This window comes from uncultured Fibrobacter sp., assembly GCF_946062555.1.
Classification (GTDB): domain Bacteria; phylum Fibrobacterota; class Fibrobacteria; order Fibrobacterales; family Fibrobacteraceae; genus Fibrobacter.
In genome coordinates this window covers 1-25,771 of sequence record NZ_CAMGVQ010000036.1, presented here as the reverse complement: position 1 = coordinate 25,771, position 25,771 = coordinate 1, and the positions used below count along the sequence as shown (strand labels likewise).

Genomic DNA, 25,771 nt, shown 5'->3' with positions numbered 1-25,771 from the left:
TGCTCATACCTCAAAGGGCGAAGCCCGACCCCATACCTCGTAGTCTTATGCTTGATTTTTTCGCAAAATATTTCCGCTTCCCGCTGGCACTGGTGCTCTCCTTTGTGGTGAGTGCGGTGTTCTTCCTTGCGATTCCGGTCATCAATACGCTTTTCTTCGATAAGGGCATCAAGACGGAAAAGGAGCTGGAATCGGTGACGGAAGTCGAGGTTCTCGTGAGCGAGAAGAAACCCGAGGTCAAGCAGAAGGTGCTGCGTACCGTGATGAATCCGAACCCGTTCAAGATTTCGGCGAACACGGGCGTGTCGCGTAGCCAGAATTTCCAGATGGATCTGTCGCTGGCGCGCGGTGCCGCCGGCGATGGCGTGGCCGTAGGGACGGGCTCGATGGAAAATGTCGTTTACGAAGCGGGCGAGGTGGATGAACAGGCGCAGGTGTTGCGTGAAATCCAGCCGAAGTTCCCCGAAAAGGCGAAGCGCATGGGAGTTTCGGGTTATGTGAAGGTCTTGATTGTGATAGATGTTTATGGCGATGTGGCGCAGGCCCAGGTGCTTACGCAGGAGCCGCCCGGATATGGATTTGACAACGAGTCCCTGAAGGCCGTAAGACAGTGGAAGTTCAGCCCCGCGCAGCTGGGCGGATTCCCCGTGGCGCAGAAAGCCACAAAGGAGTTCCGCTTTGTCAATTAGATTAGACGAAAGAACGGGCTTCGCCCTACAGACGAAAGACGAAAGAGGTTTGAGACGGAATTCTCTCGTCTCTCGTCTCTTGTCTCTCGTCCTGATTTTATTTTATGCTATTCCTCTTTTCGCTGCTGAAGATTACTTCTTCAAGGCGAACGAGTTGTACGACCAGGGAAAATATAAGGAAGCGGTGCCTCTGTACCGTGCGGCGATTGACGAAGGCCGTTATGAGCCCTTTGCCTGGTTCAACCTGGGAAACGCCTTGGTGCAGCTTGACCGCAAGCAGGTCGCGATGGTGGCGTACAAGCGCACCGTGGAGCTTTTGCCGACGTTTGAAAAGGCCTGGATGCTCCTGGGCGATCTTTATTATTTAGGTGGTGATGTGGGCGAGGCCATAGCGGCTTATAACCGCGCCATCGAACTCGGCGTGGAATCGGACCATGTGCACTTTGCGTTGGCGGAATGCTACTTGAAAGGTCGTGACTGGACGCTTGCGCAGAAAAATTTCGAACGCGCCCTGCAGCTGAATCCGGACCGAATGGATGCGTGGTACGGCCTTGCCGAAGTCTACGAAAAACTCGGTGACTATGAGTATGCCATCAAGACGCTTCAGAATGCGCTTCAGATGACGGCTACCGCAGGCGCCGATGTGCATTTTACCATGGCCTACTATTACCGCAGCATGGATTCTACGCGGCAGTCTCTGAACGAGATGGAAAACGGACTCTTGATGGATCCGGAAAATGTTTCTGCCCGCCGCTACCTCGCGCAAATGTATGTGCAGAATAATTCTCCGTGGATGGCTATCTTTACTCTCGAAGAGGGGCTCCGTCACAATAAGGGAAAGGCGGACTTGAACCTAGATTTAGGACAAATTTACTTTACCCAGAAACGCTATGACGAAGCCTTTGATTGCTATATGAGGGCTTGGCTTGCGGGTAATTCGCAGGGGCGCATCGGCGCCGAAAATGTCGGCCACGTCTTCTCGAATGCGGGCGATACAGAAAAGGCTGAAATTCTGTACAAACGAATCCGCGAAAAGAAGTAGCCGCGATATTATATATTCTATATTTGCTTGTATGAAGGATTACAAGAGCTTTGTTCTGTTGTCTGCGCTTTGGGTGCTTTCTGCATGTGGCGATACGGCATCTTCAAGTATCGACGAAAGCTTTAGCCAGAAATCGCCTACAGAAAGTATCGAGGCACCGATTAAGGATGCGAGGGATAATCGCATTTATTATTCAACCCAAATCGGAACCCAAGTCTGGCTTGAAGAAAACTTGCAGTACCAGGCGGAATCTAGCGGATGCTATGATGATGCGGATTCTAATTGCGTTAGATATGGCCGTTTGTACACCGGTGGGCTGGAGGGACTCTGTCCCGAAAAGTTCCATATTCCCACTGAAGACGAGTGGAATGAACTGATAGGCTATGTTTCGGTTGTTCGACCGGATCAAGAACCCGCTAAAAGTTTGAAATCTTATTCCTGGTATCCGGGAACGGGTCTTTTCTCGTTTAATCTTCTTGGAGCGGGGTATCGCTGGCTGGATGGTTCTTACCGTAAACTTTATGAAGAATCCTATTTGGCGACATCGCGACATGGTTGTTATTTACATTTTTTACCGGGAAAGGACTATGGCTTTGTCTGCGATGACTCTATTGCGGGATTCTCGGTGCGTTGCCTGATGGATTCGACCAATGCAAAAGATGTATTGCCTTCTTGCGTTTCGTCGAATAAATATGAAATCGTTCACGAAGGCAATGGCTATTATGTCTGCGACGAGAAGGGCTGGCGCCCTGCTAATAAGGCTGAGTACAGCGCTTACGGCAATAAGTGCGTCAATGGGGTTGTTGTCGAAGGGAAATTTTATCAGGACCATTATTACGATCGGTATATCTGCGATGGTGGCTTATGGAGAGAAGCAACCGAAGTGGAACGCAATACTTACGGAAATGACTGCGTTGCGGGAAGTTCCAAAATTATTCAGGGACTTGTTGAAGATTTTAAGTATTTCGTTTGCACGGATTCCGGATTCCGCAGGACGACGATGTGGGATTTCCCGAAAGCGGATTATTTGAACCCATCTGTGGAGTACGGAACGTTTGTTGATGCCCGCGACCAAAAAAGTTACAAGACGGTTTCTTTGGGTTCGCAGGTATGGATGGCTGAAAACTTGAATTACTCGGATAGCGTTAGTTCTCCCAATCTGAAGGGAAACAGCTGGTGCTATGAGGACGATCCGTCGAATTGTGAAAAGGTGGGGCGTTACTACACTTTTCTCTCGGCAATGAATTTGGATGCATCTTTTGCTGCAGACAGTGTTGAATATCCACTGATGGAAATCAATCAGGGAATTTGCCCTGACGGGTGGCGAATCCCTTCTGAAGAGGACTGGAATGCTCTCGTAAATTACATTCTACCAACCTATGGAAAGGAGGCTAATGCGTGGTTGATTTCGTCGATAAATGGTGATGTCACACCGAATGATTACTATACGTTCCCCTATGCGATGAAGTCGGTTACAGGGTGGAATTTTGATTCCTGGACGGATCCGGCTAATGCGTCTGGTTTTTCATCTATTCCTATGGGACATAGGACTGAAGAAGGATCCTTTGTCGAAGTCGGTGAAAGCGATGGTTTCTGGTTGGCATCAATCCATAAGTCGCAAACCTTTATCGCGGGGGCTCCGGCGGGAATGGATGTTGCTAGCTTGAAATATGCTCCCATTGCCTCTGATATGAGGTCTTGGGAGCTTAACGGCTGGAACTTTAATTTGAGAACCCGGAAGTCCGGATATCCTATTCGTTGCGTCAAGAATTAGCGATTACATTGCGGCATTGAACCTGCCCGCGACTTACACAGATTGTTTGAGAAAAGAAAAAAGGCACGGAATAATCCGCGCCTTTTCTAATGTTTGTCTTTGCCGAATTACAGCAGGTTCACGATCGTTGCGAACAACTTGTCTGCCAGCGGGTTCGTTTCGAGGCCTTCGAATACGTTGAACTGGTTGAACATAATCTTGCCCTTGCCGAACGGGTAGAGCTGCAGGTCTGCACCGGTCTTGACATCGCCTTCCTTCAGCGTGACGGAGCGGGCGAATACGGTTGCTTCGGGGAGTTCGTTCAGCGAGATGCTTGGCATTATGGCCGCCGCATTGTGGTCGAGGACGTGGGCTTCTCCAAAGACGGAGGCGAGTGCGGAACCCTTGGGCAGGTAGTGCAAGCTCAGCTCGTTTGCACCGGTGCTCCAATGAGATTCAATGTTGCAATCGAACTGGTGACTCTGGTTCAGGTAGTCAATGTCTTCCTGGGTGAGGTCCGAAAGCAGGAGCGTCTTGCCGCCGTTCTTCACGACGTCCACGAGCTTGTCGAGGATTTCGTCGGGCCAAGAACTCAGGTTAGCCGTAAAGATAATCTGTTCGGGGCCGGTGAGGGCGGCGAGGGCATCGCTCGATTCTTCGCTGTTGTCAAGGAAGCAGACCTTCTTCATGGCGCTCTTGACGTCGGCTTCGGCGATAACGATCAAGTCTTCGTAGGAAGTGTGGATTTCCTTGCCGTCGTTCTTGAGCGTAATCTGCAACTGGTACTTGCCTTCGTTGCGGGGAGCCATGGTCGTGTAGATGCCCATCTGCGTAAGGCTGGTCTTGCCTGCGGCTTCTTCCGGAGAAATCTTGTCGCAGGAAATTTCCTTGCCCTTTTCGTCAATCAGTCGGATTTCGACGGATACGTCTTCGTAACGGCTGTTGTTCAAGAGCGTTACCTGGAAGCTGACTTCGCTCTGCGGAGCGACGACGTGTTCAAGTTCACTGACGAGGGCGCGGCTCGGGGTCGTGATTTCCTTGATGAAACCGTCGAAGCCCTTGCTCACGCGGTTTTCGTCGCACAGGCCGTAGAAGTCCGTGCCGCAGTCCGCCCACTGGTCCAGGAAGAAACCTGCGATCTGCGGGTTGCTCTGGAAGGCAGTAATCTGGTCGAGCTTGCTTTTCAGCGCGATGCGGTTTGCGTCGGCGATAAAGCTCTTGTAGTCCTTCCAAATAGAAAGGTCGCTTTCGACGAACGTTTCGACAGTCTTGATGAAGGTCCTGATGTTCTTCTGGGCCTTGCTGCTGCGCGGACCTGCGATGTTTGTCGCGTTGGCGGGTAGAAGCGTGTGGTTCTTCAAGGTCACGAGCATCTTGTTGTTGATGTCGCTTGCCACGTTTTCTTCTTCGTCCTGGAAGTGGCTGTCGCCGAGGCCCGTATCGGGAACGGACAGCGGTTCTTCGGCGTCGCGGTCGAAGCTGTGGGCGAGGTAGTGGCTGTAGGCCGCGTTCGGTGTCATGCGCGGGTTCACGCGGAGCGTCGCATAGGTAGAAATCTTATCGACCGAGACGGGCAGGAGCTTGCCGGTATCCTTGCGGAAGTTGCCTTCGTTGTCGAGGTAGATGCTGTTCAGGTTACTGATGACCGGGCGCGTCATGTCGACGGGGCTGATGGCGTTCAGGAGCTTGTTACCGTTCTGCAACAGGAGTGTGCCGTTTTCGGCGCCCATAACCCAGATGCCGATGCAGGGGTGGTGGTGCTGTTCTTCGACGATGTCGTTGATCAGCTTTTTCACGATTTCGAGTCCCTGCGGGGTAGACCTCATGGTGTGGATGGGGAATTCCTGGAAAACAATCAGTCCAATTTTGTCGCAGATGTTGAGCGCTTCTTCGGGAAGCGGTGCGCCGCAGGAACGGATGGCGTTGAAGCCTGCATTCTTGACTGCCCGCAGGTCCTTTTCGAGCTTCGGGTTGTTGAGCGTCCAGAGTCCGCCTTCGCTCCACTGCTGGTTGTAGGTGATGCCCTGGATCTTCAGAATCTGGTCGTTCAGGTAGTAGTCACCCTTGAGGCAGTCGAATTTGCGGAAACCGAAGGTGCGTACGACCGGGAACGCGTATTCGGCGCGCTTGATTTCCTTGCCGTCCTTTTCCTTGCCGGCCTTGATTTCCAGTTGGAATTCGATGGCGTAAAGGTTCGGGTGTTCAAGGCTCCACTGGAACTTGTGACGCTGCTGTTCCTTGACTTCGAACACGAAGCGCTGCGTCATGTTTTCCTTGTCGAGCTTGATGTTGTCCACGAAGTGCTCGTACACGTCGCCGTCGGGATTCTTCATCAGGACGCGGAGTCTGGTCTGGTAGTTGCGCGGGTTGTTGAAGCTGATGTCGCAGGCGACTCGCTGGGTATCCGCATCGGGTTCAAGGCGCACGTCAGAAATAAAGGCGGTCGTGCCAAGAATCAGATCCACGTGACCGAAAATGCCGCCAAACGGGTATTGCTGCCACGGGAGGCCTACCGGCATTTCACTCGGATGGGCGTAGCGGTCGTCGGCGCCGTCTTCGCTTTCGCGGCCGAAGTCGATACGGCCGTTGGTGGTACCCATATTCGCGACACGGATGCAAAGGATGTTCTCTTCGCCGATTTTCAGGGCTTTCTGCGGTTCAATGATAAAGGGAGTGTAGGCTCCGAAATGAGTTCCGAGGAGCTTGCCGTTAAGCCATACGGTTGCGTGCGTTGCAATTCGTTCAAAACGGAGGAAAATACGCTTGGTGACTTGTTTTTCGTCTTCGATAGTGAAACGCTTGAAATAGAAGGCGCAATCTTGCGACATTAGGAGCTTGTCAAAGGCTTTTTCCCAGATATGTGGAACTTGTACAGTTTCTGTATCCTGGGGATAGGTGGCGTACCAACGGTTGGAAATGCCGGCATCTTCAGTGTCCCACTTCATCTGCCAGTCGCCGTCAAGGCTCAAAATCTTGCTCATTCGAGTGTCCTTTATGAAATTTTGGGTGAAAAGATAGAAAATTAGAGCTTAGTGCTTAGAACTTAGAGCTTAGAAAAGCTTGTTTTTGGTGTTTGCCAAAGGGCCAACAAAGTTCTATCAACTAAGTTCTACCAACTATTTTTCCACAATCCCTTTACACCGAGTGGATTTTTTCTATATTTGGGGTCCCAATAGCAACCAAAAAAGGATTACAAAAATGTATTCTATTGTTGAAACAGGTGGTTTCCAGTATAAAGTTGAGCTGGGCAAGGCTTACAAGGTCCCCACGCTCGATGCCGCTGTTGGTTCCGAACTGGAGCTCAAGTCCGTTCTTCTTTTCGCAGGAAAAGAAGTGCAAATCGGCACCCCTGTCCTGAACGACGCCTCCGTGAAGGTTGAAGTGCTTGCCCACGGCAAGTATGACACCATCATCGTTTACAAGAAGAAGCGTCGTACCCGTTACGAACGTCGTAACGGTCATCGTCAGGGCTATACCGAGGTGCTGGTTACGGAACTTCGCTCCGGCGCAGAATCCGCAAAGGTCGACTCCAAGGTTATCGAACGCAACCGCGCTCGCGTGGCTGCCCTCGCCAAGCAGAAGGTGCAGTCTGTGCCTCTGACTCGCAAGGAAAAGATTGCCCAGGGTCTCCCGAAGCCCGCCAAGGTCAAGAAGAACTCTCTGCGTAAGGCTAAGGAGGTTTAATCCATGGCTCATAAGAAAGGTCAAGGTTCAGTACGTAACGGCCGCGACAGTAACGCCAAGTACCTTGGTGTTAAGAAGTATGCGGGCGAAACCGTCAAGGCTGGCAACATCATCGTTCGTCAGCGTGGTTCTCACTTCCACAGTGGCAACAATGTGGGCATGGGCAGGGACTTCACTCTGTTCTCCCTCATCGATGGCAAGGTGAAGTTCGAACGCCTCGATGCAAAGCGTCAGAAGGTTTCTGTCTACCCGGAAGAAAACTAATCGGTTTTGAATCGTGTAGAGCCGACGGTACCACAAGTACCGCCGGTTTTTTTTAGCCCGCTACAGCCAACAGCCAACTGTCTACTGTCTACTTCCTACTACCATTTTTTGCTATTTTATGTGCGTGATGTCAAAGTTCCTGCTGTACTATTTGTCTTTTGTGGCGTTCTTGCTTTCTTTGGCGGGAACCTTCTCTGCGTGTTCCGACGACGACAGTTCTGCCGAATTCCTTTTAAACCGTGAAATTTCGGACTTGTCGGTAATTCGTGAATGTGGCAAGGATGCCGATAGCGGGGCTTATTGTTTTAAGGTGCGTTTCCGTTACCCGATCGATACGGATAAGCTTAAAAAGGTCTATATCTGGGTAGATGACGATGTTGTCGGCGATACGGCAAAGACTGTGAACGAGGACAAGCTTGCGAAGGCGACTGCGAACTTTGAGTATGCGTCCGGTTCGGCAAATTTGTTCGATACGGTGGACGTGACTCCTTATATTCAGGATTATGTGGCGGAACGCTGCAGCTTGCTGGTGGCTTTCTATTGCGAGTATTCGAGCGGTCGTTCGGGTTCTGTCCAGCGAGTCTATCTGCATTTCTGTGACGATATGGATCCATCCTTGCTCGGCAATATCCGCGATTCCGTATGGACGACGGGTGTCCGCTTGAGGTGGTTGCGTCCAACGGACCAAACGGTTTATTACAAGCCGAATGAACTGTCTGGCCCGATTCTGGGTTACAATATCGTGTTGCATACCGATGACAAGGACGAAGACCTGCGAAATCTTGAACTCAGGGTAGAAACTCCTGACGGAATCGATTCTACAGGTGGAAGCCTGTTCAAGCGCCATGCAAGATTTTATTCCAACAACGATTCGGTTTGGGTAGATACGGTTGCCCATAGCGCCGATTCCAAGAAGAATGAACTGCGTATCGCCATCTTTGACGGTAAGGGTTACAATGTCGATAATTCGGATTCTAACGAATTCCGCCTGATTATCGAGGGACTCCGTTCCGAAAGTGAGTATTCGGTAGGGTACAGTTCCTGGGACACCAGCGGAAACTATTCGGGAACCGACGGTAACGCTGTCGCATACGAACTTATCTCGACGACGGATTCGGTGGCCCCGCTATTGGCAACGAAGCTTTATACAATCGAAGATACTCTGTATCCGGGAATGGCGCGTCTCGACAGCAACAACCATTTGCGAATTTTCTGGAATAGGAGCATTGACCCCTATACAAAGCACCATGGCGTCGTGGTGGATTCCGTCTTGTTCATTCCGGATTCCTGCCTGTATTCGCTTTGCTACGATACCGTGAAGACCTATATGGTCGAGTATTGGGATCGCATTGAAAAGCAGTGGGTTGCCTACAGCAAGAAACTTGACGAGTCTGGCCGATATGGTACCCATTATGGCGTTTCCGCCGATACGTTTGCTGTGTCTACGGTTGGGACTTTCGTGGCGGATACGATCCGCTGGGTGGCTCCTGGCGACACGCTGATCCTGCGCATCCGTTCTGTCGACAAGTCCGGCTATTTTTCGGCGGCCTTGATTGATACTGTTTATGTTTCGCCGGGGGCACTGGCGAAAGAACTGGATTGCCCTGAAGGATTTGTCGCGGTACAGGCGTCAGATTCGCTGAAGTTCTGCATGGAACGCACGGAGCACCGAAACGATTCGGGTGAGTTCGTGACAAATGTTTTGCATTCCGAGGCGCTTGCGGCTTGCGAGGCGGTCTCGGCGAGCGGCTTTAAGGTGAGCCTTTGCAACGAACGCGACTGGGAACTGGTCTGTCTTTCGGGTGGAACGCTCGCTTATGGTGTCGTTCAGGATACCTTGGAAATTACGGATATCCTGTTCAGGGATTGCAACGTGGCGACCAACGATTCCGCCTCGGCGTCGGATATAACCAAACGTAATCCTCACTGCATGAACCCGATGGGCGTGCGGGACCTGCCGGGACAGTACCAGGAGTGGGCGATGGGTCGCTCCGAGGATTCCGTTGCCGTCATTAAGGGAGGCTCTTACGTGGTCTTGAACGGGATTGACCTTGAGACGCAGGCACTCTGTACCAGGCGTAGTTTCCCGGTGTTTACGCGACTGGCCTATACGACAGATTCTATCTACCTGTATCGCGAAGGGACCAAGGTGGATACCGTGTTCCAGGCAGATACCTCAAGGACTCTCTTCATGGTGCTGACGCAGAAGGATTTCAAGGATACTTTGCAGTTCTATGATGTACAAGATTCTAGTGGAAATTCCGTGGGGACGGATTATTCCCTTTATTCGGAATACAAGAAAGGCGGCGATGAATGGCTTGAAAAGATCGGTAATGGCATGAAGTACGTGCCCGACCACATCGAAGTCGTGTTCCTGACGGGCGAGCGGATTCCTTACCGCGGCGCGGCGAATTTCTACAAGTCGCCGAGTATCGGATTTAGGTGCTGCGCATACAAGGAATAATTCGGATTTCGGATTTCGGAATTCGGAGTTGATTACAAATGGAATATCAAGATTATTTAAAAGTTGCTGAGGCGCTTGCGAAAGAAGCTGGTGCTCTTTGTCTTGAAATACAACAGAACCTGGGCGATGTCAAGTACAAGTCCAAGAAAGATGTGGTGACCCGCGCCGATATCGCAAGCGAAAAACTGATTGTGGAGGGCCTCCGCAAGGCGTTTCCCGAACATTCGATTCGTACAGAAGAAGCGGGCGTTATCGAGGGGACCGATCCGCGTTTCCGCTGGATTATCGATCCGGTGGACGGTACGGTGAACTTTAGCCGCGGAATTCCCTTATGGGGGATTTCCGTTGCGCTCCACTTTGAAGGCAAACCGTTGGTGGCCGTAGTGAACTTGCCCAAGCTGGGCGAACTCTTTACCGCAGTGAAGGGCGGAGGAGCGTTCATGAACGGCAAGCCGATTCACGTGAGTGATGAAGCGGATCCGGTGCATGCCATTGTCAGTAACGGAGACTTTAATGTGGGCGTCGCAGAAAAGATCAATGCGCAGAACTCGAAAAACTTTGCAGCCGAAGCTGAAACATTCGAACGCGTGAAATGCCTGGGTTCGGCGGTGATCGAAGGCTGCTTTACGGCTTGCGGCCGTATTGACTGTTTCGTGATGACGATGAGTTACCCCTGGGATGTCGCGGCGATTGCGCTCCTGGTCGAGGAAGCGGGTGGAAAATCGACTCGTATTGACGGCTCGACGATGCAATTCGTTGATGGAGAACAAGTTGCGTTCTCTAACGGTGTTTTGCACGAGATTTTGTTGGATTGCCTTAAATAGGCTGATTGTTTGTAAAAAGAAATTTACTTCAACATAGGGTAAACAAAAACCTACATTTTTGTAGGTTTTTGTTATTCATGCCCCTTAATTTTGACGAAAAAAGGCAATTATGAAAACTTGCAAAATACTAACTTACAAAAATGTGAGTTTTTGAAGATTTTTGCCCGTTTTTCACTTTTTTCAATTGTCTTTGCTATCTTTACAGCCGTTGAAAACATTAACAATCAAAACTCTCAACGGAGATATATAAAATGGCAATCCAGAATGCTTACCTTCAGAAGGTTTATGACAAGGTCGTCGCCCGTGATCCGGACCAGGCCCTCTTCCACCAGGCTGTCCGCGAATTCCTCGAATCCCTCGACCCCGTCCTCGAACAGGACAAGTCCTGGGAAACCAACGGCGTGATCGACCGCCTCGTCGAACCGGAACGCGTGATCACTTTCCGCGTACCTTGGCTCGATGATAAGGGTAACGTTCAGGTGAACCGTGGCTACCGAGTGCAGTTCAACTCCGCTATCGGCCCGTACAAGGGCGGTATCCGTCTCCGTAACGAAGTGACGCTTTCCATGCTCAAGTTCCTCGGCTTCGAACAGATCTTCAAGAATAGCCTCACCACGCTCCCCATGGGCGGCGGCAAGGGCGGTTCCGACTTCGATCCTAAGGGCAAGAGCGACAACGAAGTGATGCGTTTCTGCCAGTCCTTCATGACTGAACTCTGCAAGCACGTCGGTGCCGACACGGACGTTCCGGCTGGTGACCAGGGTACTGGCGCTCGCGAAATCGGTTACATGTTCGGTCAGTACAAGCGCATCCGCAACGAATTTGTGGGCGTTCTCACCGGTAAGGGCCTCTCCTACGGTGGCTCTCTCGCTCGTACCGAAGCTACCGGTTACGGCCTCTGCTACTTCACCCGCGAAATGCTCAAGGACCTCGCTAACGACTCCTTCGAAGGCAAGACCGTCGTGATTTCCGGTTCCGGTAACGTTGCCCAGTTCGCTTGCCAGAAGGCTACTCAGCTCGGTGGCAAGGTCGTGACCATGTCCGACTCCAACGGCTACATCTACGATCCGAACGGCATCAACCTCGACGTCGTTCTCGACCTCAAGAACAACAAGCGCGCTCGTATCAGCGAATACGCCAAGCTTGTTCCGGGTTCTGAATACCACGAAGGTTCTAAGGGTGTCTGGACGGTCAAGTGCGACATCGCTCTCCCGTGCGCTACCCAGAACGAACTCGACCTCGAAGGTGCCAAGGCCCTTATCGCTAACGGCGTGAAGGCCGTTGCCGAAGGTGCAAACATGCCGTCTACTCCGGAAGCTATCGAAGCCTTCCAGAAGGCTGGCGTTCTCTTTGGACCTGCCAAGGCTGCTAACGCTGGTGGCGTGGCTACCTCCGGTCTCGAAATGTCCCAGAACTCCGAACGTCTCTCCTGGACCTTCGAAGAAGTGGACAAGAAGCTCGAAGGCATCATGAAGAGCATCTACGCCGCTGCTTCCTCTGCCGCTGTCAAGTACGGCCAGAAGGGCAACCTCGTGATGGGTGCAAACATCGCCGGCTTCCTCAAGGTTGCCGATGCCATGAAGTGGCAGGGCGCGGTCTAATACGACCGCTCGCGCTAAATGCTTCTATGCATTACGAGAGCGCTCGCTCTCGCGATCACGCCTGGTTAATACCAGGCGTTTTTCGCTCACGGATATGACCGGACCGGCTAAGCTCTGCTAAGTCCGTACCCTGGAGCCGGTCCTCTCGCGACCGCTCCAGCTTAACGCTTGGAGCTTTTTCGCTCACGGATATGACCGGACCGGCTAAGCTCTGCTAAGTCCGTACCCTGGAGCCGGTCCTCTCGCGACCGCTCCAGCTTAACACTTGGAGCTGTGTCGCTCACGGATAACTGCTTGAGTCATCCTGGAGCCCCGTAGGGGCGATAGGATCCATAAAAATCCTCCGGTCAAAAGCCGGGGGCTTTTTTGTATGTTCCGTTAAAGAGAAGGCCCGCCGTTATGGCGGGTCTGTTTGAATTGTGGGAGTTGCTGCGGTCTGAGCTTTACTGGACATTGATGCGGAGCGTCTGCACGCAGTTTCCCGGAATCACTCGTGTGATGTACGAGCCGCGGTTCATTTGATTCAGCGAGAGGTTGTGGCTTCCGTTGGAATATCCGCGGTATTCCTTCTTGAGGTAGCCCTGCATGTCGAAGATGAATATCTTGAGTTCGGAGGCGGCAGCAGTCGTTAGCATCAGTTCGTTCTGGGCGAAAGCAACCTTTAATGCGCCTGCATTCCTTGCGAATTCAAGCGGGGTGGGCGCTTCGCTAGAGCTTGATTCAACCTCTTCACTGGAGCTTGAAACTACGACGCTGGCGCTCGATGATTTCGGAGCTTTTTCAATTGTCGCGGTAATCTTTTGAGCTTCAGTGCTATTATAGTTTTCGTTACCCTGCACCATAAAGTAGATGGTATAGGTGCCAGCGTCCTTTGCGGTCGGTAACGATTCGGAATAAGCTTCTTCACTTGCCAACTTGTAAACGAACGTTCCGTTTTGGGCTTCGCCAGCGGTCACAAGCGTCTGAACTTTGCCGTTATACACCAGGTTTTCGATTGCGGTGGGAACCTTGACGATTGAGGATTGATTATAAAAATCGTCTTAATTGTGTCTGCGTAATTCCCGATACCCTTGACGACCAATGTTGCCTCACCGGCATTTACGTTGTCATAGCAATAAACTTTGTAATCTGTGTCTTTAACAAACGGTTTGAGGCTGTCGGGCACGTCTATATCGGGCGTCGGACAAATAGAGTCTGTGGTGTAAGTTCGATCGGGGATCACGGCAATTTCAACGCCTTCGAATTTTTTTTGCTTGAATTCGTCCGCTCACGAAATTGCCGCTATAAGTAGTGTGAACATGAACACGAGTCCCAAATGGAGCGAATGGAATGAAATGAATTGCGATTTAAACACTGATTTCCCCTTTTATAGAAAATTTTGCGCAGATTTAGTTTTTTTTTCGCTATTCCAAGTTGGAGTATTTGCATTACGTATTCTTTGTATATATTTTATATAGAATATTTCGTATGGGTGGAATATGAGATTTTTTGTCCCAGTTTTTTTATGCGTAGGGGTGGCTTTTTCACATGTTGAGAAGATGCCCGATTTTAAGGACATCCGTGATGGTCGCACCTATAAGACGGTGCAGATCGGGGAGCAGCGTTGGTTTGCCGAAAATTTGCGCTTCAATGTGAAGGGGAGCTGGTGCTACGACAAGAAAGACTATAATTGCGAAAGGTATGGCAGACTCTATGATTGGGCGATGGCCATGAGGATGAGTGACTATTACAATAGTCATTCCATTAAGAAATTTGATTTCTCCAAATTGAAACCGGGGCAGTACCATGATGCGTGTCCGGTCGGTTGGCATGTACCAACGAATAAGGACTGGTACAAGCTTAAATATTTTGTCGCTAAAAAGGGGATTAGCGATGGTGTGGGAATAAGCCTGAAATCAACCGAATTGTGGGAGAAGGAGTTGCGTATACCGGCGGCATCCGACGAATTTGGTTTCAACGCTATTCCGGCCGGCATTAAGCAACCTTATAGCGGCTTTATGGACTTGGGTCGAACGACGCAGTTTTGGTCTTCAAATGAGATTGATGACGGTGGAGCTTATTATTGGAACCTGATGTATGATTCAAGAACTTTAGAAAAGGTTTATTCCGGCAAGGATGACGGAATTTCTATCCGATGTGTAGAAGATAAATTATACGAAGTCAAGGAACCTCCTCCGCCGCCACGCAAGGTTGTTCCGCAGGTGGTTAAGGTGCAGAATAAGGTGCTTCGGACTGTTCACATTGGTGACCAGGTTTGGATGGTCGATAACTTGAATGTGAATGTGCCGGGAAGTTTTTGCTATGAGTACAAGGAAGAAAATTGTGAAAAATATGGCAGGCTTTATCCGTGGACCGTGGTAATGAAACTTGATGAAAAGTTTTCTAAAACGGTTGCGCGAGATTCTGTTATGAAACGCAAGCCGAGAGGAATTTGTCCGAATGGTTGGCATATTCCGACGGTTTTCGATTTTCAGAACTTGATTGCGTATTTAAAGGATATTGATGATGCCGTAGGTGCGGGAACGAATTTGCGTGCACGCGAAGGATGGCAAGAAAGCGACGATGTCCTGTTGGGGGAGGACGGTTTTGGTTTTACGGGGCTTGCTGCAGGATATCGCGACACGATGGGTGTCTTTGTTGGCCGGGAGTTCTTTACGGGTTTCTGGTCTGGGACAGAGGGGGATTCCCTGCGGGCTCTTGCTTGGACATTGCCTTATGATAATGATGATTTTGTGATGGAGTCTGCAATGAAGGACAATGCTTATTCTGTGCGTTGCCTGATGGATCCGCCGGATGACGATGAATTGTACGACAGCACATCGCTTACGGATATTCGCGATGGAAATCGTTACAGGACGGTTGCTGTTGGTGAAGAGGTGTGGATGGCCGAAAATTTGCGCTTTGCAGCCCTAGGGAGTTTCTGTTACGAGGACAAGGATAATCGTTGTCGCAATTACGGGCGGCTTTATCCGTGGCATGTGGCGATGCGTCTTCCGGAAGATTTTATCGAGAGCTCGCTAGACAGTGCTTCGCTAGAAGCGGTTGCGCAGGATCATCAGGGGATTTGTCCCGATGGTTGGCACATTCCGCGGCAAGAAGAATGGCTGCGCCTTGGAAAGTACGCTGTTGGCTTGCGCAAGGGATTGGGGGCGGCGCTGAAAAGCCGTGATGGCTGGGTGCAGGGCGGAGAACCTGTAAACAATGCGAGCGGATTTAACGCACTTCCTGCAGGGAGTCGCTATATTGATGGCGAGTATGCCGAGCTGGGGTCAAGTGCTTATTTTTGGGCTGCCGAAGGTGGCGCCGGTATGGGTGCCGTTTATTGGAACCTGATTAATTCCAAGGATGATTTCGCAACGGCGGAAGATTTTGAACACTCAGCATTTTCGCTTAGGTGCGTGAAAAATAAGGCGGGGAGCGCCAAGGCTCCCGAGTCTGCAAGATAGGTTAGAATAAACTAATCTGTTCGCCGGCGTTGGTTGCTCCCTTGGTGTCGGCACTACCAGTGGGATTTTCTTTGCCCTCGGTTGTCGTTTCGTCTGCGTTGGCGGCAATCTGCGCCAAAAGCCACGCTTCGTCGTGCACGGGGATTCCGAGTTCGTTTGCCTTGGTGAGTTTGCTTCCGGCGGCTTCGCCCGCGAGGACCCAGCTGGTCTTCTTGCTTACGGAGCCACTGACCTTGCCGCCGTTTTCTTCGATTAGCTTGCGGGCCTCATCGCGGTCCATGCTCGGGAGCGTTCCGGTGATGACGGCGGTCTGTCCCTGGAAAAGCGTCTTTACGACTCCCTTGAATTCGGTAGGGCAGCCGAGTGCTACGAGTTCGTCGATTTCTTGCGTGTAGCGTTCGGTGTGGAAGAAGTCGTAGACGGATTTCCCGATGCGTTCTCCGACGTCGGTGACGTTTTGCAAGTCTTCGACGGTGGCGGTACGGATCGCTTCGAGAGTGCGGAAGTGCTTGGCGAGGTTTCGGGCACTGGTGCGGCCCACAAAACGGATGCCGAGACCGTGCAGCAGGTTTTCGAGGCTGCGTTCCTTGGAGGCGGCGATGGCGTCGTAGACGTTCTTCGCACTCTTCTTGGCCATGCGCTCCTGGGATTCCAGGTCTTCGAGCGTAAGGCGGTACAGGTCCGGAATGCGCTTGATTTTGCCCGTGGAAATCAGGCTTGCGATGAGGGCGGGGCCGAGGTTCTCGATGTTCATGGCCTCGCGGCTCACGAAATGCTCGAACAGGCATTGTACCTGTGCTGCACAGTGCATGTTTTCGCAGCGGAGAATGACTTCGTCGTCGATGTGGGTGAGCGGTTCTCCGCAAACGGGGCATTTTTCGGGGGCGGTCACGGGGACGGCCCCCGCCGGACGGAGCTCCTTCTTGACATCGGTGATTTTCGGGATGATTTCGCCGCCCTTCTCGACGCCGACGGTGTCGCCGTAATGCAGGTCCAGGCGCGAGACTTCGTCGAAGTTGTGGAGGGTGGCGCGCTTGACGGTGGTGCCCGCGAGGCGCACGGGGGCAAGGTTCGCCACGGGCGTCACGGCCCCGGTGCGGCCCACCTGGAATTCCACAGAAAGGAGCGGCGTGTAGGCGCGCTCGGCCTTGAACTTGTAGGCGATGGCCCAGCGCGGGCTCTTGCTTGTGGTACCGAGGGCACGCTGCATGGCAAGGTCGTTCAGCTTTACGACCATGCCGTCAATTTCGAAGGGGAGGCTGTCGCGGCTCGCTCCAATCTGCTCCGAAATCTTCATGATTTCGTCGGTGGTGTCCGCAGTCCAGTAGTCGTTGGTGTGGAACCCGAGCTTCTTGAGCTGCAGCAGGTTCTCTTCGTGCGTCTTGTTGTTACTCTGCGGAATGTGGTAGGCAAAAAAGCGCATCGGTCGCGTTTTGCATTCGGCCACGCTCTTGAGCTTGAGCGAACCCGAGACGGTGTTGCGCGGGTTCTGGAAAATTTTCTTGCCTTCCAAGATGAACTGCTCGTTCAGGCGTTCGAAGGCTTCACGCTCCATGTAGACTTCGCCGCGGACTTCGAAAGTGCCCTGCGGGATTTCGCTCGGGTCGATTTTTAGTTTCTTGGCGTCAATGTATTCGGGAATATCGGCTATCGTAAGCGCATTTAAGGTCACATCGTCGCCCTGGGCGCCGTCGCCGCGGGTGGCCGCCTGCTTCAAGCGTCCGTTTTCGTACACGATGGAAAGTGAAACTCCATCGATTTTCCGCTCGCAAATCCATTTTTTAGACGAGAGAGGGGAGATGAAAGACGAGAGATTGTCTTTAGTAGACAATTCTTCTCTCGTCTCTAGTCTGTAGGACCGAAGGTCCGTTCTCTCGTCTAGATTAGTTATTCCTTCTTCCGCGGCTTTCACGAACTCCGCCATTTCTTCGGCGCTGTACACGTTCGCGATACTGAGCATGGGCACGGCGTGCGAAACTTTCGCGAAGTCGTTCGTCAAGTCGCTGCCGACCCGCTGCGTGAGCGATGCATTGCCGCGCAGTTCCGGGTATTTCGCCTCGAGCGCTTCCATCTCCTTGAGCCCAAAGTCAAAATCCTGGTCGCTCATAGGGGAGTAGCCGTCCTTGTAGTAAAGTCGGCTTGCTTCTTCTAGCTGTTTCTTTAGTTCAAAATACCGTGTGCGGTCAATATCTTTCTGGTCCATCGTCAAAATTACTCAGGTCGGATAAGTGCGTTTTTATAGAAATGTAGAAAAAGGTCTCTTTGCGGAGCGGTTATGTGAGTGTTTAAGAAGTTCCTTGGTTGTATTTTACGAAAAATGTAAATAGCGACTTTAGTTTTACAAGATATGAAATTTTGAAAATTTGCTAGATGAGATGATTTTTCGTTGCTTTACATTTTCTTTCCGCTTTTTCAATAATTGGCGGGTTGTGCTGAGATTTGGCACGATTTTTGCATAAACAGAGCGCAAAAAACTAGAAAAGGATATATATGAACGCTCAAGCACTTTACGATCCGACCAACGAACACGACGCCTGCGGTGTTGGCCTGGTCGCCAATATTAATAATGTTGCCTCGCACCAGATTGTGCTGCAGGGCATTACCGTTTTGAAGAGGCTCATGCACCGCGGTGCAGCAAGTGGAGACCCGGAAACCGGCGACGGTGCGGGTCTCTTGCTTTCGATGCCTCACAAGTTTTTCTGCAAATTGTACCCGGAACTGCCTGCGCGTTACGGCGTGGCGATGTTCTTTGTGGAGAATACGCTTGCGGCGGATGCCTTTGACGCGAAAATCACGGAGATTGCCGCTGCCGAGGGTGTGAAGGTGCTGAATTTCCGCGAGGTGCCGGTGAATCCCGAAAAGATTGGCCGCACGGCCCGCGAGACCTTGCCGCATATCCGCCAGGTGTTCTTTGACGGTTCCGCTTTTGAAAATGACTGCGCATTTGATATTAAGTTGTATGTGGTGCGTCGCCTGATGGAAAAGGCTTGCAAGGGTCTTTATGTTTGCAGCTGCAGCCGCCGTAGCATCGTCTATAAGGGCCTGCTTCTGGCCAGCCAGATTGAGAGTTTCTACAAGGACCTGAACGATCTCGATTTCGAGAGCCCGATTGCCCTTGTTCACCAGCGCTACTCCACGAATACGTTCCCTACGTGGCCGCTGGCGCACCCGTTCCGCTACCTCGCTCATAACGGCGAAATCAATACCCTGCGCGGTAACCTGAACAGCCTGCGCGCTCGCGAGCCGCAGCTGAAAAGCGAAATTATCGGCGATGACTTGCAGAAGCTCTTGCCGCTGGTTCCGGCGGGGCAGAGTGACTCGGCTAGTCTGGACAACATGTTTGAGCTTCTCGTCGCTGCGGGTCGTAGCCTTCCGCATGCGATGATGATGCTCATGCCGCAGGCTTGGGGCCAAAAGCATTACTTGGGTCGCGATGTGCGTGGGTTCTTCGAATACGAATCTATGCTTATGGAACCGTGGGATGGTCCAGCCGCCGTGGCGTTCAGCGATGGCGTGAATGCGGGTGCGATTCTCGACCGCAACGGCCTCCGTCCGGCGCGTTACACTCTGTGTAAAGACGGCCTTTTCGTGATGGCCTCCGAGACGGGCGTGCTGGATTTGCGTGATGACGAGGTGGAAGAAAAGGGCCGCCTCAAACCCGGCGAAATCATTTATCTGGATTTGGAAAACCACCGTATTCTGAAGAATGCGGAGATGAAGGCGCAGGTGGCCCGCGCCAAGCCTTACCGCCGCTGGGTTGCCGAAAACAAGATGAGCGTTCGCGGGCTCTTTAGTGAAATCAACCCGTCCGAAGTTCCCGACGACATTCTGGTGCAGCAGAAGCGTTTTGGCTACTCTGCAGAAGACCTCTCCATCATCTTGCAGCCTATGGCCAAGAACGGGGCAGAGCCGATTGGCTCCATGGGTAACGATGCCGCGCTTGCCGTGCTTTCGGACAAGCCGCAGCCGTTGTTCAATTACTTCAAGCAATTGTTTGCTCAGGTGACGAACCCGCCTATCGATCCAATCCGTGAAGAGCTGGTGATGAGCCTCACGACCTACATCGGGAACCACGGCAACATTCTAGAAGAGACTCCGGAACAGGCGCACCTCATTAAGATTCCGCGCCCGATTGTGACGGAAGATGAAATCCGTCGCTTCGAGAATATCGGCGACAAGGCGTTCAAGGCGAAGGTGCTCAAGATGCAGTTCCCGCTGGGCGGTGACGGTTCTGTGCTGGAAGCGGCCCTGCAGAATTTGGCCGGCGATGCCGTGCGTGCGGTGCAGGACGACTACGACATCATCGTGCTTTCGGACAAGAACATCGACTGGGGCTACGTGCCTATGCCTTCGCTCCTCGCGACGGCCTGCGTGAACCGCGCCTTGGTGGAAGCGGGTGTTCGCCCTGAAATCGGCCTGATTGTGCAGAGTGGCGAAGTACGCGAAGTGATGCATTTTGCGTTGCTTCTCGGTTACGGTGCCACGGTCATCAACCCGTATCTCGCTTTCGAGAGCATCACCAATATGTGCCACAACGGCGACCTGGATGTGGACCCGGTGACGGCTGCTGCAAATTATGTAAAGGCTGTAGACAAGGGACTGCTCAAGATTATGAGCAAGATGGGTATCTCCACGCTCCGCAGCTACCGCAGCGCTCAGATTTTCGAAGCCGTGGGCCTGAATCACGAACTCATCGAGAAATTCTTGCCGGGTACGGCAAGCCGCATCGAAGGTATCGGCCTGGAAGAAATTGCCCGCGAAGTGGGCGAGCGCCAGAAGATTGCATTTGCCGATGCAAGCAAGGTCCTGCAATCGGGCGGTCAGTATGCGTTCCGCAAGGAAGGCGAAAAGCACCTGTGGACTCCGCAGTCCCTTGCAGCATTCCGCCAGGCGGTGCAGGGTGGCGATTACGAGAAGTTCAAGGTCTATAGCAAGCTGATTAACGACCAGTCCGAACGCCAGGCGACTTTGCGCGGGCTCTTCAAGTTCAAGGCGGCGACGCCGATTGATATTTCTGAAGTTGAATCTCGCGAATCTATCGTGAAACATTTTGTGGCGGGCGCCATGAGCCTTGGCTCCTTGAGCCCCGAGGCTCACGAGACGATTGCCATTGCCATGAACCGCATCGGTGCCATGAGCAACTGCGGTGAAGGTGGTGAAGACCCCGACCGCGATACTCCGGCGGCTAACGGCGATATCCGCAGTTCTGCGATTCGCCAGGTGGCATCGGGCCGCTTTGGCGTGACCATCGACTACCTGCGCCATGCGAAGGATTTGCAGATCAAGATGGCCCAGGGCGCAAAGCCTGGTGAAGGCGGCCAGCTGCCGGCCCACAAGGTGAACGAGTTTGTGGCGCGTATCCGTCACAGCATTCCGAACGTGTCGCTGATTTCTCCGCCGCCGCACCATGATATTTACTCTATTGAGGATTTGGCTCAGTTGATTTACGACCTGCGCAACGCCAACCCGAAGGCCCGTGTTTCCGTGAAGCTCGTGTCCGAAGTGGGTGTGGGCACGATTGCTGCGGGTGTGGCGAAGGCTCATGCCGACGTGGTGCTGATTTCCGGTCACGATGGCGGTACGGGTGCATCTCCGCTCACTTCCATCAAGCACGCGGGTCTCCCGTGGGAACTCGGTATTGCCGAAGCGGAACAGACCCTTGTGCTCAACGATTTGCGCGGACGCATCAAGCTCCAGGTGGATGGTCAGCTCAAGACAGGCCGCGACGTGGTGGTGGCCGCCCTCCTCGGTGCCGAAGAATTCGGTTTTGCAACAAACCTTCTGGTAAGTCTCGGTTGTGTGATGGACCGCAAGTGCCATACGAACCAGTGCCCCATGGGAATCGCTACGCAGGATCCTGAATACCGCAAGCGTTTTGCGGGCAAGCCCGAATACGTGGAAAACTTCCTCTACTTTATTGCCGACGAAGTCCGCGAGATTCTTGCAAGCCTTGGCCTGCGTTCGATGGCAGAAGCCTGCGGCCGTAGCGACTTGCTGGACCGGGACGATGCCATTGCCTTCTACAAGGCGCACAACCTGGACTTCTCCAAGATTTTCGAGACCGTGGGTGGAAGCATCAAGTCCTTCGACAAGAACTTCGTGAAGGAACCGCTTGAAAACTTCGACCGCCGTGAACTCCTGCCGTTCGTGGCCGAAACGCTCAAAAGCGGCAAGGCTGTGGAACTCTGCACGGTGGTGCACAACGTTGACCGTACGGTGGGTACGGAACTTTCCGGCGAGGTGGACGAACACTTCGGAGTGAAGGGCCTGCCCGAAGATACCATCAAGATTCACTTGCAGGGTGTCGCTGGCCAGAGCTTCGGTGCGTTCCTCGCTCCGGGTGTGACCCTCGATTTGCAGGGCGAAGCCAATGACTTTATGGGCAAGGGCCTTTCGGGCGGTAAGATTATTGTTCGCTCGCCGAGCAATGCAAGCTTCAAGGCCGAAGACAACGTGATTGCGGGTAACGTCATCGGTTATGGCGGAACTTCGGGCAAGATTTTCATTAACGGTCTTGCGGGTGAACGCTTCGGTATTCGTAATTCGGGTATGCTCCTAGTCAGCGAAGGTGTGGGCGACCACGGTTGCGAATACATGACCGGCGGTAGGGTAGTGGTGCTAGGCCGCGTGGGCGTGAACTTCGCCGCGGGGATGACGGGTGGCTTTGCCTATGTCTACGATGAGACGGGCCACTTCGACCTGAGCTGCAACGTGGATTCCGCCGACCTGGAAAGCGTGCTTCCGGGCACCGAGAGCGAAAGGGAACTGCTCGATATCATCAAGCAGCACGTTGAAGCGACAGGTAGCGAGAAGGGCAAGCGCATTCTCGAAAACTGGAACAGCGAACGCCCGAAGTTCGTGAAGATTTTCCCGGTGGATTACAGGAACGCGTTGGCGAAGAAGGCTTAAAGTTGTCATCCTGAGCAAGCGTAGCGCGTCGAAGGATCTCCTTGAAAATGCTTTTAGATTCTGCTCCTTCGAACCTAAGAATTGTATAGCAAAAAGTTGCTAACAATTCTATATCGACTCCGCCTAACGGCTTTGCTCAGAATGACATGTAAGAAAATTTATAACCAGAGATCTGATATGCAACAAATTAATCGCATACACGACATCTACCGCCCTGTCGAAGAGCGAGTCAAGGACAACAACGAAGTCGAACGCAAGCTCACTTCGATAGAAATCATCGGCCAGGCGGAACGCTGCCATACCTGTGGAATCCCGTTCTGCCATGGTGCGGGTTGCCCGCTTGGAAACCTTGTTCCCGAATTCAATGCGGCCATTGCTGCCGGGAATGCTGAACGCGCCTACGATATCATCAGCAAGACTGCGTTCTTCCCGGAGTTTACGGGCCGCGTATGCCCGGCACTCTGCGAATCCGCCTGTACCGGCAACGTGCATAACGACCCGGTGATGGTGCGCCAGATCGAGAAATTCATCATCGAGACAGCCTTCGAGGAAGGCCGCGTGGTGCTCCCGACAGCTGAACCCAATGGGAAAACTGCTGCGGTCATCGGTTCTGGTCCTTCGGGGCTCTTTGCTGCCGAGGCCTTGCGCCGTAAGGGTTATTCTGTTACTGTTTACGAGAAACGCGAAAAGGCGGGAGGCCTGCTGCGTTACGGCATCCCGAACTGGAAGCTCGACAAGTCCATTATCGACCGGCGTATCGCCTTGCTTGAAGCAGCCGGAATCAAGTTTGTCTACAATACCGAAATCGGTAAGGACATCGCGGCGGAATACATCCATAAGAATTATGACGAAGTGTTCCTCGCCATTGGAACGCCAAATGCCCGCGACTTGAAAATCCCGGGCCGCGAAGCCGAAGGTATTTTCCTTGCACTCGATTTTTTGCACGGTGCCGAAATGCCGGGTGAATGCAATCCCGAAAAGTTCAGCGCGAAGGGCCGCAAGGTCCTGGTAATTGGTGGTGGCGATACGGGTAACGATTGCGTGGGCAAGGCCATTCGTGAAGGCTGTGAAAGCGTGCTCCAGGTGGAATTCATGCCCAAGCCGCCCGAGGAACGTTCTCCGTCCACTCCGTGGCCGGATTGGCCGTACATGCTGCGTACCAGCTACGCCCAGCATGAAGGCGGTGAGCGTCGCTGGAACGTATCTTCCAAGCAGTTCATTGTGAAGGACGGTCGCGTGGCCGGCGTGGAAGCGGTTCGCGTGGAATGGGAAATGTCCCCCCAGGGTCGTCCCCTCAAGCCTGCTGAAGTTCCGAATTCTACCGAAGTCATCGATACCGACCTGGTGGTGCTTGCCATGGGATTCACCGGTGTGCCTGCCGAGGGAATCGTGAACGACTTGGGACTGCAACTCACCCCGCGTACGGCGATTATCCCGGATCCAGCCCGGCACATCTATGCGGTGGGCGACTGCGCCAACGGTGCTTCCCTCGTGGTCCGTGCCATGGCCGACGCGAAGCGAGTCGTGAATTCGTTGTAGAAAAAAGTATCTTGACTCCACAAAAGACAGGTTGTCCTAGCGACGACTTGTCTTTTTTAAGGGCAAAAAAACAGCTTATATGTCGTTTTGTAGTAAAAAAATGATAAAAATTTCATATAATTCTACAAATTAAGGATAAAATACTAGAAAGTAAGTTTGCCTTTTTTCTATATTTGTGCATTATGGAAGAAGTCGTAATCACTGGTATGGGGTGTGTTTCCGCCCTCGGCAATACGCCGGAACTCCTTTGGAACAACCTGCTGGAAGGTAAATCCGGACTCGCAACGATCGATCGCTTCGACGTGACCAACTATCCGATCAAGATAGCTGCCGCCGTCAAGGAATTCGATGGTTCTGAATTCATTTCTCCGCGCGATTCGTCCCGCCTCTCTAGGTGCATCCAGTACGCTGTGTATGCCTCTTTCCAGGCTCTTAAGAACGCCGGTATTACCCCCGAAAACGAAGATCCGACCCGCTCTGGCGTGATTATCGGTTCCGGTATCGGTGGCATGCAGATTTATAGCGACTCCGTGGTGGCTCTCGCAAATCGTGGCCCGGGTCGTGTTTCCCCGTTCTTCATTCCGATGTCTATCGTGAATATGCCCGCTGGCGAAGTGTCCAACCGTACCGGTTGGATGGGCCCCTGCTACGCAGTGGTTTCCGCTTGCGCAACCTCAAACCACTCTATCGCCGCCGCCTATGACCAGATTCGTCTCGGTCGCGCCGATATCATGCTCGCCGGTGGTACCGACGAAACCGTGAACAATGTCGCTCTCGCTGGCTTTACCTCTATGAAGGCCTTGAGCAAGCGCAATGATGATCCGACGACGGCGTCCCGCCCGTTCGACAAGGACCGTGACGGTTTCGTGATTGGTGAAGGTTCTGGCATCCTTGTTCTCGAAAGCCTTTCTCACGCCAAGAAGCGTGGCGCGAACATTCTCGCTCGTATCGCCGGTATCGGCATGAGTGCTGACGCTCACCACATGTCCGCCCCGCGTGAAGACGGCGAAGGTGTCCGCCTCGCTATCGAAATGGCTCTCCGTGAAGCCGGTATTTCCCCGAAGGATGTGGGCTACGTGAACACCCACGGTACTTCGACCCCGCTCGGCGACGTTGCTGAATGCTCCGCCCTCGAAAAGGTCTTTGCCGGTGCTACCGACAACCTCAAGGTGAACTCCTCCAAGTGCATGATCGGCCACGCTCTCGGCGCCGCCGGTGCTCTCGAAGCCATCATCACCGTGAAGTCCTTGCAGAATCAGATGATTCATGCGACCACGAACGTGTTCAACCAGGACGAACGCATCCACCTCGATGTGTGCGCCAACAAGAACACCAGCCACTCGTTCAACTACGCCATGTCCGACAGCTTCGGCTTCGGTGGCCAGAACAGCGTGCTGCTCCTCGGCCGCAACTAGTCGCATCACACACTACGCATTTACAAAAGCCTTCTGGAGATTGTCCTCCGGGGGCTTTTTTTTATTTTATAACAATTGTTATGTCGCGCGAATTTTCACCGTCAATGCGACTGATATAGGTTGAATCGGGAAGAAAAAAAG

The 25,771-nt window shown here is 52.6% G+C and carries 15 protein-coding genes; 12 read left to right on the top strand and 3 right to left on the bottom strand.

Features of this window, described 5'->3' with window-relative positions:
* The first annotated feature begins 47 nt into the window (after positions 1 to 47).
* From Q0P86_RS10955 to Q0P86_RS10945, 3 genes are read left to right on the top strand one after another with little or no spacing between them, the layout of a single operon-like run.
* A complete protein-coding gene (locus Q0P86_RS10955; RefSeq protein WP_290996647.1) occupies positions 48 to 689 on the top strand; it encodes a TonB family protein in 642 nt (213 codons plus the stop codon).
* The gene (locus Q0P86_RS10950) at positions 679 to 1,731 is read left to right on the top strand and encodes a tetratricopeptide repeat protein (protein ID WP_294111277.1); all 1,053 of its coding nucleotides are present in this window, start codon (positions 679 to 681) and stop codon (positions 1,729 to 1,731) included. The genes Q0P86_RS10955 and Q0P86_RS10950 overlap by 11 nt, the downstream gene beginning before the upstream one ends.
* Positions 1,732 to 1,762: 31 nt before the next feature.
* On the top strand, positions 1,763 to 3,505 hold the full coding sequence (locus tag Q0P86_RS10945; protein ID WP_291023861.1) for an FISUMP domain-containing protein: 1,743 nt from the start codon (positions 1,763 to 1,765) through the stop codon (positions 3,503 to 3,505).
* A 107-nt stretch (positions 3,506 to 3,612) separates the two neighbouring features.
* Here Q0P86_RS10945 and Q0P86_RS10940 read toward each other — a convergent pair whose 3' ends face one another.
* The gene (locus Q0P86_RS10940; protein WP_295039420.1) at positions 3,613 to 6,465 is read right to left on the bottom strand and encodes a glycoside hydrolase family 2 protein; all 2,853 of its coding nucleotides are present in this window, start codon (positions 6,463 to 6,465) and stop codon (positions 3,613 to 3,615) included.
* Between the two features lie 217 nt (positions 6,466 to 6,682).
* Here Q0P86_RS10940 and rplU point away from each other — a divergent pair, with 217 nt between their 5' ends.
* The 5 genes from rplU (at position 6,683) to gdhA (ending at position 12,321) form a co-directional block, all read left to right on the top strand.
* Complete coding sequence (rplU, locus tag Q0P86_RS10935; RefSeq protein WP_290996641.1) at positions 6,683 to 7,168, top strand: 50S ribosomal protein L21; 486 nt, start codon at positions 6,683 to 6,685, stop codon at positions 7,166 to 7,168.
* A gap of 3 nt (positions 7,169 to 7,171) precedes the next feature.
* Entirely contained in the window at positions 7,172 to 7,432 is a 261-nt protein-coding gene (gene rpmA, locus Q0P86_RS10930) for a 50S ribosomal protein L27 (protein WP_072978220.1), read from the top strand.
* Positions 7,433 to 7,550: 118 nt separating this feature from the next.
* Positions 7,551 to 9,896, top strand: a complete 2,346-nt coding sequence (locus tag Q0P86_RS10925) for a hypothetical protein (protein ID WP_295039417.1) — start codon at positions 7,551 to 7,553, stop codon at positions 9,894 to 9,896.
* A gap of 38 nt (positions 9,897 to 9,934) precedes the next feature.
* Positions 9,935 to 10,720, top strand: coding sequence for an inositol monophosphatase family protein (locus Q0P86_RS10920; protein ID WP_291023869.1), 786 nt, complete (start codon positions 9,935 to 9,937; stop codon positions 10,718 to 10,720).
* Between the two features lie 251 nt (positions 10,721 to 10,971).
* On the top strand, positions 10,972 to 12,321 hold the full coding sequence (gene gdhA, locus Q0P86_RS10915; protein ID WP_291023871.1) for an NADP-specific glutamate dehydrogenase: 1,350 nt from the start codon (positions 10,972 to 10,974) through the stop codon (positions 12,319 to 12,321).
* A gap of 443 nt (positions 12,322 to 12,764) precedes the next feature.
* On the opposite strand, the gene Q0P86_RS10910 is transcribed toward gdhA, so the two are convergent.
* Positions 12,765 to 13,304 carry a hypothetical protein gene (locus tag Q0P86_RS10910; RefSeq protein ID WP_295039414.1) on the bottom strand — a complete coding sequence of 180 codons (540 nt, stop codon included), beginning with the start codon at positions 13,302 to 13,304 and terminating at the stop codon, positions 12,765 to 12,767.
* Positions 13,305 to 13,859: 555 nt separating this feature from the next.
* Between Q0P86_RS10910 and Q0P86_RS10905 the strand changes: the two genes are divergently transcribed.
* Positions 13,860 to 15,767, top strand: coding sequence for an FISUMP domain-containing protein (locus Q0P86_RS10905; RefSeq protein WP_290996635.1), 1,908 nt, complete (start codon positions 13,860 to 13,862; stop codon positions 15,765 to 15,767).
* Between the two features lies 1 nt (position 15,768).
* Here Q0P86_RS10905 and ligA read toward each other — a convergent pair whose 3' ends face one another.
* Positions 15,769 to 17,970, bottom strand: coding sequence for an NAD-dependent DNA ligase LigA (ligA, locus tag Q0P86_RS10900; protein WP_295039412.1), 2,202 nt, complete (start codon positions 17,968 to 17,970; stop codon positions 15,769 to 15,771).
* A gap of 287 nt (positions 17,971 to 18,257) precedes the next feature.
* On the opposite strand from ligA, the gene gltB reads away from it, so the two are divergent.
* The 3 genes from gltB to fabF all read left to right on the top strand — a co-directional run bounded on the left by gltB (position 18,258) and on the right by fabF (position 25,630).
* Positions 18,258 to 22,676 (top strand): glutamate synthase large subunit, encoded by a 4,419-nt coding sequence (gltB, locus tag Q0P86_RS10895; protein ID WP_295039410.1) that lies wholly within the window; start codon positions 18,258 to 18,260, stop codon positions 22,674 to 22,676.
* Between the two features lie 177 nt (positions 22,677 to 22,853).
* Complete coding sequence (locus tag Q0P86_RS10890; protein WP_295039408.1) at positions 22,854 to 24,215, top strand: glutamate synthase subunit beta; 1,362 nt, start codon at positions 22,854 to 22,856, stop codon at positions 24,213 to 24,215.
* A 182-nt stretch (positions 24,216 to 24,397) separates the two neighbouring features.
* Positions 24,398 to 25,630 (top strand): beta-ketoacyl-ACP synthase II, encoded by a 1,233-nt coding sequence (gene fabF, locus Q0P86_RS10885; RefSeq protein ID WP_295039406.1) that lies wholly within the window; start codon positions 24,398 to 24,400, stop codon positions 25,628 to 25,630.
* Positions 25,631 to 25,771 lie beyond the last annotated feature (141 nt).